This is a genomic window from Aquimarina sp. BL5 (assembly GCF_003443675.1).
GTDB lineage: Bacteria > Bacteroidota > Bacteroidia > Flavobacteriales > Flavobacteriaceae > Aquimarina.
Window position 1 is genome coordinate 455,244 of sequence record NZ_CP031963.1, and the last position, 11,743, is coordinate 466,986.

12 protein-coding genes are annotated in these 11,743 nt (G+C 30.7%); 11 read left to right on the forward strand and 1 reads right to left on the reverse strand.

The window, feature by feature from the left end; all coding sequences use genetic code 11:
* Positions 1-7 precede the first annotated feature (7 nt).
* The 9 genes from D1818_RS02130 (at position 8) to D1818_RS02170 (ending at position 10,408) form a co-directional block, all read left to right on the forward strand.
* The gene (locus tag D1818_RS02130; protein WP_118455949.1) at positions 8-3,286 is read left to right on the forward strand and encodes an Eco57I restriction-modification methylase domain-containing protein; all 3,279 of its coding nucleotides are present in this window, start codon (positions 8-10) and stop codon (positions 3,284-3,286) included.
* Positions 3,286-4,023: a hypothetical protein gene (locus D1818_RS02135; RefSeq protein ID WP_118455951.1), complete on the forward strand. Its 738-nt coding sequence runs from the start codon at positions 3,286-3,288 to the stop codon at positions 4,021-4,023. The genes D1818_RS02130 and D1818_RS02135 overlap by 1 nt, the downstream gene beginning before the upstream one ends.
* Positions 4,024-4,203: 180 nt before the next feature.
* On the forward strand, positions 4,204-4,521 hold the full coding sequence (locus tag D1818_RS02140; RefSeq protein ID WP_118463433.1) for a DUF6660 family protein: 318 nt from the start codon (positions 4,204-4,206) through the stop codon (positions 4,519-4,521).
* Positions 4,522-4,570: 49 nt separating this feature from the next.
* Positions 4,571-6,757: a TonB-dependent receptor gene (locus tag D1818_RS02145; protein ID WP_118455953.1), complete on the forward strand. Its 2,187-nt coding sequence runs from the start codon at positions 4,571-4,573 to the stop codon at positions 6,755-6,757.
* Positions 6,758-6,759: 2 nt separating this feature from the next.
* A complete protein-coding gene (locus D1818_RS02150; RefSeq protein WP_109437264.1) occupies positions 6,760-7,173 on the forward strand; it encodes a Fur family transcriptional regulator in 414 nt (137 codons plus the stop codon).
* 55 nt (positions 7,174-7,228) lie between these two features.
* Positions 7,229-7,582 carry a DUF3703 domain-containing protein gene (locus tag D1818_RS02155; RefSeq protein WP_118463437.1) on the forward strand — a complete coding sequence of 118 codons (354 nt, stop codon included), beginning with the start codon at positions 7,229-7,231 and terminating at the stop codon, positions 7,580-7,582.
* Positions 7,583-7,643: 61 nt separating this feature from the next.
* A complete protein-coding gene (merTP, locus tag D1818_RS02160; RefSeq protein WP_118455955.1) occupies positions 7,644-8,231 on the forward strand; it encodes a mercuric transport protein MerTP in 588 nt (195 codons plus the stop codon).
* Positions 8,232-8,236: 5 nt separating this feature from the next.
* Complete coding sequence (locus D1818_RS02165) at positions 8,237-8,443, forward strand: GDCCVxC domain-containing (seleno)protein (protein WP_109437266.1); 207 nt, start codon at positions 8,237-8,239, stop codon at positions 8,441-8,443.
* Between the two features lie 12 nt (positions 8,444-8,455).
* Entirely contained in the window at positions 8,456-10,408 is a 1,953-nt protein-coding gene (locus D1818_RS02170) for a heavy metal translocating P-type ATPase (RefSeq protein ID WP_109437267.1), read from the forward strand.
* A 179-nt stretch (positions 10,409-10,587) separates the two neighbouring features.
* On the opposite strand, the gene D1818_RS02175 is transcribed toward D1818_RS02170, so the two are convergent.
* Positions 10,588-10,812, reverse strand: coding sequence for a helix-turn-helix domain-containing protein (locus D1818_RS02175; RefSeq protein WP_109437268.1), 225 nt, complete (start codon positions 10,810-10,812; stop codon positions 10,588-10,590).
* 83 nt (positions 10,813-10,895) lie between these two features.
* Between D1818_RS02175 and D1818_RS02180 the strand changes: the two genes are divergently transcribed.
* A complete protein-coding gene (locus tag D1818_RS02180) occupies positions 10,896-11,486 on the forward strand; it encodes a hypothetical protein (protein WP_109437269.1) in 591 nt (196 codons plus the stop codon).
* 77 nt (positions 11,487-11,563) lie between these two features.
* Positions 11,564-11,704, forward strand: a complete 141-nt coding sequence (locus tag D1818_RS02185; RefSeq protein ID WP_256371970.1) for a nuclear transport factor 2 family protein — start codon at positions 11,564-11,566, stop codon at positions 11,702-11,704.
* Positions 11,705-11,743: the final 39 nt, after the last annotated feature.

Below are 11,743 nucleotides of genomic sequence, written 5' to 3' on the forward strand. Positions count from 1 at the left end.
CGCATCGATGTTAGAAAAGTTATTTAAAAAATTAGGGTATACCAGGCAGAATGGGTTATATATATTTTCAGAATCTGAAAAAGATATACTGGATAATTTCCCTAGTAGAATTAGTAGAGTGTTAATTGATGTAATTAAGCCATATGCTATTTTTAGCTTAGATTCACATGATAAGAATGAAGATCATGTAAAACCATTTAATAATCCTCTTATACTGTTTTACGATAACCCATCAAAAGACGACTATGATTTGATCCCTAAGCATTCATTTAATCTCAGTCGTTCTCCAATTATCATAATTAACAGAGATAATAATATTGAAATTTTTAATGGATTTGACTTTTCTGAAAATAACCACAAATGGTTAAAGTCTATTGAAATTGATCATGATTTATTATCCATTTCTAAATTAAGATCTGGTAAAGGTTGGAAGTCTATTCATGAAGAGTATTTTAATAAAATAAAAACAGTAGATCGTTATTTGCTAAGTAATATTACTGATGCTAGAAGAATCTTAATAGCAAAAGAAAATAACTTTCCTGCTGGTAATTTATCACCTGATGTAGCTAATAGACTTATAGGACGATTAATATTTATACGATATTTAATAGATAGAAGAGTTACGTTTAATGATCAAGATATACTATTAGGTAATAATAAAACAGAACGTCAAAAAGCTTTAAATCAATTGTTATTAGATCATAAAAAGACCTATGATTTCTTTGATTACATAAATAAAAAATTTAAAGGAGACTTGTTTCCTTTAAATTTTGAAAATCAAGGGCTTCCATTTTTAGAACGAGATTATGTAAGGAAAGAAAATCTAGAAGTCTTACATTATCTCTTCACTTGTTCTAATATGTTTAAAGGAAATAAAGTAAAAGGTTACACTGTTCAACCTTCACTCTTCAATGTATATGATTTTGAGATAATACCAGTTGAACTTATTAGTAATATATATGAGAGTTTCTTGGGTAATACAGTTTTTTCAAAAGGTGAGATTGTTACTAAGCTATCAAAACAAAATCAGGTTAAAGCATTCTATACTCCACCATTTTTAGTTGACTATGTCTTAAGCCAAACTGTAAAACCGCATCTAGGAAAATCAAATATCACTAAATGTAAGATACTAGATCCTTCTTGTGGTTCGGGAATTTTCTTGGTGGAATCATTGAGACGAATAATCGATAAAGAAATCAAAGTAGAGGAGGCTTCTTTCTCTAACGGATTAAAAAAGGAGCTTATTTCTAATGACCGTTTGTGGGAACTTCTGGAAGATAATATCTACGGAATAGACATAGATCAAAATGCTATAGAGATTACAATATTCTCACTATATATAACATTACTTGACTATAAAACACATCCCAAAGAAATAGAGAATTTTGAGTTTCGTCCGTTAAGAAATAAAAATCTTTTTGGTGGTTCTGAAGCTGATTTCTTTAATACAGATAATCCTTTCAATAAACTTTTTAAAAAGAAAGTGAAACTTGATTTTATAGTAGGTAATCCTCCTTGGGGAGCTGTGCTTAAGTCTAATTATGTAAATTATATAAAAGAAAGAGCACTTGCTGAAAAACAAAAAGAACCAAAAGCAGTACGTTTAGCAATAGGTAACAAAGAAATCTCTCAGGCTTTTATGGTACGAGTGGATGATCTAATACAGTCAAATGCACAAACAAAAATATGTTTTATTGTTACAGGGAAAAATCTTTATAATTCCGATAAAAGTGCTGAAAATTGGAGAAAGTATTTTTTAACTAATTTCAATATACATCAATGTTTTGATTTATTTGGAATTAACAATAAAATTGCTGGTGGTAATCAGGTTTTTGATAATGCGAAACAACCACCTGCTATATTACTATATTCCAAGAAAACTAATGATTCTAAAAAGAATATTGTAAAGCATATTGTAGCTAGAGCTAATTTGTATTATCATTATTTCAAGACAATTGTTATTGAAAAAAATGATGTTAAATTAGTTAATCAAAAGCTATTCTTAGCTGATGACAAACTCTGGAAAGTTATGATGTACGGAAACTCTCTTGATTATCTTTTTGTTAAAAAAATAAAACAACAGGGTACTACTGTATCGGAGATCATGGAAGAATCTGGGTTGCAATTAAAAGGAGGTTTCAAATCAAAAGACAGCAATGTAAGGGTAGAAAAAAGAAAAGATACAACCATGTTATGGGACTATGACTATATAGAAGTTGAAGGTGAAAAAGGATTAAAACAATACGAGGTTTCTGTTAATAAAACATTCAAACAAAAATTAGAGAAACTTAATCTAAATGGTGTACTTAATAGTGACTTACGCGTCCCTCAAATTGCTGAGATATCAATATTTAAAGGAGTTAAGTTATTAATCAAAAAAGGATTAGATCAATATTTAAATCATAGAGCGGTAAGTGCCGTAGTTGAAAATAATTGTGTTTTTTCTGCAACAATTGCTTCTATTAGTTTAATAAGTGGTTCAATTTCCAAAAAAGATGAAGATATCCTGTATAGTATGTCTGCTATTTTTAATTCTAAATTATTTACCTACTATTTGCTTATGACCAGTTCATCTTTTGGAGCAGGAAGAAATAGGGTTAATTACAAGGAGTTTTTAGATATGCCTTTCGTAACAGATTCTGAATTGAGTTACTACTCTAGAGAAATTCACAAGTCTACAAAAGGTAATCTCATGAATCAAACTCAGGAACAAATTAATGTTCTTGAAAAACTGATAGAGAATAAAATTGATCACCTTTATAAAATAAGTCCTCTTGAAAAAGAGCTTATTAATTACGCATTAGACGTTAGTATTCCTGTTATGAAGAGAGCAGATCTTTCAAGTAATGTGTTACCCTCTATTTTTAAAATGATTAATAAAAACAATAATAAAATACTTTCAGATTATTGCGATGTTTTTATTAATCATTTCTCAAAGAGGTTCAATAAAAAGAATAAGATGTTTGCTATTGATATCTTTATTAATGAAGATTTCATCGCATTACATTTCATCATTATTGAAAAACAAAACAAAACCATTAAATATAGTTATGAAGCAGATATTGATTCTACTGTAATTGCATTAGGAGGCTTAAGTGTTAACGAGGTAAGTTCAGGACTTTTTACACAGCAAGATATAAGGGGGTTTAATAAAGACTCTTTTTATCTTATTAAACCAAACATCGTGAAAAACTGGCATTTAGCGATGGCTCACGTTGATCTTATTGAGTTTATTGAAGCAATAGCTAATGCAGAAATTAATAATGTAAAACAAAAAATAAATTAATGAACGCAGATTGTTTTACATATACCAGCGAACCATATTATCAAGAAAATATATTTAATCTTCTTGGTTACGCTCAATCCGAAATTAAAAAGATTCGATCAAAAACTAAATTTTCTAGAGCTGATATTCTTGCAAAACATATAGTAAAAAAAGGTAAGGCTGGATCAAAAACAAAACTTGAGCTTGAAGACTATCTTAGAAATGATCTTGTTCAAAATTATTTAACCATTTACAAGACCAAATTTAATCTTGACCATCTATACTTTATACCTGGAGCTGACGAAATTAATGATGGAGTTACGACAGGTAGTTTAGATATCAAGGTTATTTTTCCTAATAAATCATTACTCTCAGGTGAAGAGTATCTAGCTATAGAATGTAAAAGAATAAATAAGCTTCTTGATAAGAAACGATATTATATTGATGAAGGGGTAAATAGATTTATCACTAGACAATATTACCCTGAAGCTGATACGAAAGTTGCTTTTATGTTATCTTTTATGGAATGTGAAAAAGACTCTCAAAAACAATATCCAATTGATATTGTAAAAGATTTTAATACTTTACTTCAAGAAGCTTACGAAAAGAATGTCATTGATAATATTGGTGAAAAAGACCTAAATATGGATATAGATCCTACTCTTGAAGTCTTTAATTCTTTAATTAAAAGAATTGATAGTACAGAACTCATAGTTTATCACGTATTTTTAGATTACTACGACATTATTGATTCTTAATAATTTGACAATCATCATAACTAAAATTACAAACCACTAACGGAAATTTTGCGGATTTTTGGTATAAAGCCAACTACTGCAAAGGAGGCTAATTAATATCAAAGGCTATACTTTTTAATGGAAGTCATTTATGCGAACTTTGCACAGCCATTGCATCAAATAATTTTTAACTTTACGGCAATGAAATTTTTAACAGTCATATTATCATTAACAATACTGTTCTTATCAGCAAAACCTTGTTCTGATGGTCAAAACATGGAAGACCAACACCCAGAAGAGATAAGTGTTAATCACAATCATCAAGAAGATAGTGACGACTCTTGCCCTATTACCTGTATCTGTAATTGTTGTGGTATATCAATTACCTATGAACCTTTGGTGACATTTGAGTTATTAAATTTTCACAAAATTTCTACTCAAGTAATATCTATTTATAAGTCGAATTATAGATTTAACTTTCATTCCAATATTTGGCAACCGCCACAAGTAATTAGCTAAAACAATACGGTTTTAAATCAATTATTTAGTTAATCACAATCATATTTTAATGAATAAATACATATTGAGCATTAAGCTCATTCTATTACTGTGCCTTTCGCTAAAGGCTCAAACATCAGACGTAAATATAAAAGTAATCACAGAAACGAAAAACGAGCCTTTGATGGGCGCCACCGTTTACTTTGAAGCTTTCAAAAAAGGAGTAGTAACCGACTTTGATGGGATAGCAAAGTTTACAGAAATACCTAATGGTCAGCATCAAATAATTATTTCCTTTTTAGGTTTTGAAACATTAGAAGTAGTAATTCAAGTTCCAAGCAAAACAGATTTGATATTAGAACTCAAAGAAGGTGGTAATGAATTAGATGCTATAGTATTACAGTCTACAAGAAGCACTAGAACCGTTAAAAAAATACCAACACGAATTGAATTTATTGGCGCAGAAGAATTAGGTGAAAAAGCTATAATGAATCCTACCAATATTTCTATGGTACTTCGTGAAAGCACAGGAATACAAATGCAACAAACTTCTTTAAGTAGTGGTAGCACAAATATTCGAATTCAAGGTTTAGACGGTAGATACACGCAACTATTAAGAGATGGGTTTCCTTTATACGGTGGTTTTTCAAGTGGTTTAAGTATTCTTCAAATACCGCCTTTAGACTTACAACAATTTGAGATTATCAAGGGAAGTTCCTCAACGCTTTATGGAGGTGGCGCAATAGCAGGATTAGTAAATATGGTATCTAAAACGCCAGATGAAGAACCTGCATTAGATATTATGCTTACCCAAACCCAGGCATTAGGAAGTACAGCCAATATATTTTACAGCAAACGAAACGAGAAGTTTGGTTTTTCTCTTTATGGATCAGGTCACTATCAAAAAGTATATGATCCCGAAGATGATGGCTTTAGCAATTTACCAAAAACTACATCAATTTCATTTAACCCTAAATTGTTTTATTATCCATCAGAGAAAACAACTCTTTGGTTTGGATTAAACGGAACATATGACGATAGGATTGGTGGAGATATTACCAAAATTGAAAGTGGAGAAGCTGGTATTCATCAATATACAGAAGAGAACAATTCAAAAAGATTAAGCAGTCAATTAGTATATCAAACGAAATTAGATTCTGTTAGTTCATTAGAGTTTAAAAATAGCGTCTCTTTTTTCGATAGAAATTTAACTGTTCCCGATTTTAACTTTGATGGTCAGCAGACTAATACTTTTACTGAAATTACGTACAACAAAGCATCAGAAAAAACGGATTGGATAATTGGAGCCAATCTATATACCTCAGACTTTGATGAAGATGATGATGCACCACTACAACGAGACCAAAAAGATCTGACCTTTGGAGCATTTGCAAATAATATCTATGACATTTCCGATAATTGGATATTGGAAACGGGATTAAGAGCAGATTACAATAATGATTTTGGTTTCTTTCCGCTACCAAGAATTTCATTACTCTATAAAAACAATAGTGGATTTTCAAGTAGAATTGGTGGAGGTTTAGGGTATAAGATTCCAGATATTTTTACAGAAGAAGCAGAGTATATTAACTTTGAAAATGTTCTCGCAATAGATAAATCAATGGTAGATGCAGAACGTTCTTATGGTGTTAATTTCGATTTGAACTATCAAACTCGTTTATCCGATGAGATTGGTTTTTCTGTAAATCAATTATTCTATGTTACTGCTATAAATGATGGACTACTTTTAAATTCAACAAATAACGGATTATTTCAATTTGAAAATGCACCAGATGAAATCTTTAGTAAAGGAGCAGAAACAAATATTAAATTTACTTACAAAGACTTTAGATGGTTTTTAAACTATGCCTTTATTGATACCAAGCTAAATTACTTACCTGATAATCCTCAAAAACCATTAACAGCAAAACACAATGCCGGTAGTGTGCTAATGTACGAATCTGAAAAGTGGAGAATTGGCTATGAAACCTACTATACAGGAAAGCAATTTTTGTCAAACGGAGCGGAAACTACAGATTTTATAACAATGGGATTACTACTAATGCGTAATTTTAAATTTGGAAGTGTATTTGTAAACTTTGAAAACTTTACGGATAGAAGACAAAGCAGGTTTTCACCTTTGGTTTTACCACCACACGAAAATCCTGTTTTTCCAGAGATTTATGCACCTACGGATGGTTTCATTTTTAGTGTAGGACTTTTAATTAAACCATTCGGAAACAAAGATGACGATTAATTATGCAAACAATAGAACAACTATTAGAGTCAAAAAACATACGTGTTACAGCAATGCGCTTGTTAATTTATAAGTTTCTTGCGGAGAAACAAGTTGCGGTTACGTTAAGTGATATAGAAAATGCATTTGAAAAAGCGGACAGAACAACGCTTTACAGAACAATAAAAACATTTGAGGACAAAGTAATCGTTCATCAAATAGATGATGGTACAGGGATAACCAAATATGCATTATGCGAACAAGGATGTAATTGCGACATAAAAACTGATTTACATTTACATTTCCATTGTAATAATTGTAATGAAACCATTTGCTTAACAGATCATAAAATTCCACAAATTAAAGTCCCTGATGGTTTTATTTCGGAAAATGTAAACTTGGTGGTCAAAGGTATTTGTGATAAATGTAGTGGGTAAAAATGCACTTCCATTGCACTAACTATTAAACTACTTTTATCTAAAATTAATGGATATGAAGTTTAATATTAAAATACCTAAAAATCTTAAACAAGCCTATAAAAACGAATTAGAACAATACAGTTACTATTTAGTAAATAAGCAATTTAGTAATGCTTGGTATCATTTAGAGCGTAGCCATATAATAGGTCAGTCTTACCCAATAGAACATACCTACTCCCATTGGTTAATGTTAAAGTTTGGTTTAATGCAAAAGAATACCAAAGAAGTACTAGGGCAGTTATTACGGTTAGCTGTTGGTGGTTGGAAGTCGTTTATAAATCACGTTCCTCTTGGCAATACGGGTGGTGCAAATGTACCTCCTTTAAAGCATATGCCTATTCCTGATGACATCAAATCATTATTTTAATACCAAGTAAGGCAATATATAGGCTTATCAATGGAACTTATAATTTCTAAAGTAATTTAAAATGAAAAATAAATTAGTAATCACAAGTTTGCTAACTGCGCTTACTGCTTCAATTTGTTGTATTACACCTGTATTGGCTTTAATTGCGGGAACAAGTGGCATGGTATCAACATTTTCTTGGGTAGAGCCATTTCGACCTTACTTAATCGGAATTACAATTTCAGTTCTAGTCTTGGCTTGGTATCAAAAACTAAAATCCAAGAAAGAGATAGACTGTGAATGTGATACAGACGAAAAACCAAAGTTTATACAATCAAAAACGTTTTTAGGAATTGTAACAGTATTATCGATTATTATGTTGGCTTTTCCATACTATTCAAGTGTTTTTTATTCAAAAACGGAAAAGCAAGTTATTGTTGTTGATAAATCGAACATCAAAACAACTGAATTTAAAATAAGTGGAATGACCTGTTCAAGTTGTGAAGCACACGTAAACCAAGAAGTAAATAAACTAAACGGAATTGTCAACTCAAAAACTTCATACGAAAATGGTAACGCTATTATTGAATTTGATAAAACCAAAACCAATGAATCGGAAATTGAGAAAGCAATTAACTCAACAGGTTATAAAGTAACTGACAAAAAATAAAACTAATGCGTACTATAATAAATTCTGAAATCACTTGTCCCAATTGTGGTCATAAAAAGGTGGAAGAAATGCCAACGAACGCTTGTGAATTCTTTTATGAATGTGAACAATGTAGGACTATTCTAAAACCAAATGAAGGCGACTGCTGTGTATATTGTTCTTACGGTACAGTTCCTTGTCCACCAATTCAACAAAACAAAAGTTGTTGTTAATCGAAATAACAAATGAAAAAAAAGAAAGTTAATTTAAGAGATATAAAACCAAATTCTGAAGAACAACATAGTCTAGATGATGGTCACAATCACGACCACGGAAATACTAGTGCATTAAAAGTCTATATCCCTGCAATCACAAGTTTTACAATGCTTATTATTGGGATAATGCTGGACTATTTTGTTAGTACCCTTTTTAAAGATTGGTTACGAATTGTTTGGTATGGCATCGCCTATTTACCTGTTGGATTTCCGGTAGTAAAAGAAGGTTATAAAAGCATTAAAAGAGGTGATGTATTTACCGAGTTCTTTTTAATGTCTATTGCTACAATTGGTGCATTTATAATTGGTGAATACCCTGAAGGTGTTGCAGTAATGCTATTCTATGCGGTAGGTGAATTGTTTCAAGGAGCGGCAGTTAAAAAAGCCAAAGGAAATATCAAAGCTTTGTTAGATGTTAGACCAAAGGAAGCTATTGTTTCGCGCAATGGTGACTATAAAAGTGTTCCACCTGAAGATGTAAACATTGGTGAAAAAATTCAAATTCGAGTAGGTGAAAAAATTCCTTTAGATGGGGTGTTATTATCTAAAAAAGCTTCATTGAATACAGCAGCTTTAACAGGTGAAAGTAAACCTGATTCTATTTTAAAAGAGGCCAAAGTATATGCAGGTAGTATCAATTTAGAAAGTGTTATTGAAGTTGAAGTTACTAGTAAATTTGAAGATAGTTCTATAGCTAGAATATTAGATTTAGTTCAAAACGCTACTGCACGTAAATCTAAAACAGAACTGTTTATCAGGCAGTTCGCTCGTATATATACGCCAATAGTGGTCTTCTTAGCTATTGGTGTTACTTTTCTGCCTTATTTTTTCATTGATGATTATGTCTTTAGAGATTGGCTATACAGAGCATTAATTTTCTTGGTTATTTCTTGTCCTTGTGCATTGGTGATTTCTATCCCTTTAGGTTATTTTGGTGGATTGGGTGCTGCATCAAAGAATGGTATCTTATTTAAGGGTGCTTCATTTTTAGATGCAATGACCAAAATTAATACATTGGTAATGGATAAAACAGGAACCGTTACCAGAGGTGTTTTCAAAATCAAGGAAATTAAAGCTATCGGTTGGGATGAATCCGAATTTATGAAATACCTAATGGCTATGGAAGAGCAGTCTACACATCCTATTGCAAAAGCCATTATGAAATATAAAGAAAATGGAGATAATTTTGAAGCGAAGGAAGTTTCTGAAATTGCTGGTAAAGGCTTAAAAGGAACTATAAACGGTAAAACTGTTTTAGTAGGAAATAAAGCCTTAATGATGGCTAATGCTATTGAAGTTCCTAAAGAAACCGAATCTATTGTAGAATCTATAGTATTAGTAGCAATCGATAATCTCTTTGCAGGTTATGTGGTGATTGCGGATGAACTAAAGGAGGATGCCAAAGAAACGATAACAGAATTGCAAAAAGCAGGTGTTAAGCACATAATTATGCTTTCCGGTGATAAAGATTCCATTACGCAACAAGTAGCTAAAGAATTGAATATTGAAAATGCTAAAGGTGGATTGTTACCTGAAGGCAAATTGAATGAAGTAGAAATGCTAAAACAAAACCCAGAAAACAAAGTAGCATTTATCGGAGACGGTATTAATGACGCACCTGTTTTGGCAGCAAGTAATGTAGGTATTGCAATGGGTGGTTTAGGAAGTGATGTGGCTATTGAAACAGCAGACGTCATCATTCAAACCGACCAACCTTCAAAAGTGGTTAGAGCAATTAAAATAAGTCGTTCTACCCGTAAAATTGTTTGGCAGAATATCATATTAGCATTTGGAGTTAAAGTTATTGTCTTGATTTTAGGTGCTGGAGGTTTAGCTACAATGTGGGAAGCAGTATTTGCAGATGTGGGAGTAGCATTATTAGCAATTTTGAACGCGGTTAGATTACAAAGGCTACAATGGTAAATATTTGGTTAGGAGGTTTTATAAAACTTTATAATCAAAAAAATATAAAGACTTAATATTTATCAAATTTACGTGTTGTTTAAACCAACTTCTTTGAATTCAAACCTACCCGAAAAATCATTATTTAAATAATTTTTAAATTAACTGAGTTAAATTCCATATTTGAAACTTCATCGTATCTAGGTTATTTCTTTAAAGAAATCTGAAAGTTTTATTTCAAAGTAATCACATAAAGATGAAAGCGTGCTTACCGTAATATTACCTCTACTAGTTTCAATTCTAGATATATGTATACCAGTGTCATTATATACATCTTCTTGTGTGAGTCCATTTTTTTCTCTTAAAGCTTTTAATTTTGTAGCTATTTGTTGAAGTAGTTTAGTGTTTTTAAGATGACCTCCCATAATAATGGAAAATTCTTAAGATTCAGTCACTTTTGTAATGACATAAATGTCATTATATTTACATGTAGTTAGCTAAGTTTACAATGGAATACGAAATTCTAATATCTAGTCAAACCCCTGAGAATTTCTTCACGTTGATATCAAAATATTGGTCTCGTGATGAAAATGAAAGATTCAAATATGAACTTCAAAACCTAAAAAATGAATATGGAATTAGCTTAGACGAATTAAATTTAATAGTCGAAAAATACTCAAGCTTGATAATTAAACAAGAAAATTGTTCTCTTTGCCATTCTAATTATAATGTAAATATCAATAATAGAAATCATTTTAAAAATATTTCAAATCAGGCTAGAAAGATATGTGATTCATGTAAAACTTATTCTCCAAATTATATTGGTTACTCTCAAATCGACGAAACAGACCTTGAATTTCAATATGCTGAAATCTCAGAAATGGAAAGGTTTATCTTAAAGGGAATGATAAATTTAAAATCAAAAATGTTAATTTACAAACACATCTTCAACAATGATTTGGAAGATAGAGAATTATGGAAAATCATAAATAATCTGGAGAAAAAAGGGTTGATCTATATCGAAAGAACAAGTGATTGTAAAATTAAAGGTTTTAAATTTCCTTTTGAAGTTGTACAATTAGTAAATAAACAAGTTTAGGTTTTTTTAAATAATTGTTTATCAGATACTTATGTATTTTAACGTACATTTTACAAATTTTTGGGAACTAGCCAGATGTGGTTAACAATGCTGCCATGGCCAAAGTAGAAATTGATGTACCAACCAGAAAGCGACTTTATACAGATTATATGATGTTACTAAAAGTAGAAGGAAAATGGAAAATTATCCATAAATCATATACTCATGTTAGTTATTAAATGAATATCTACTACCTAATAGAGTAGAACAACAATAAT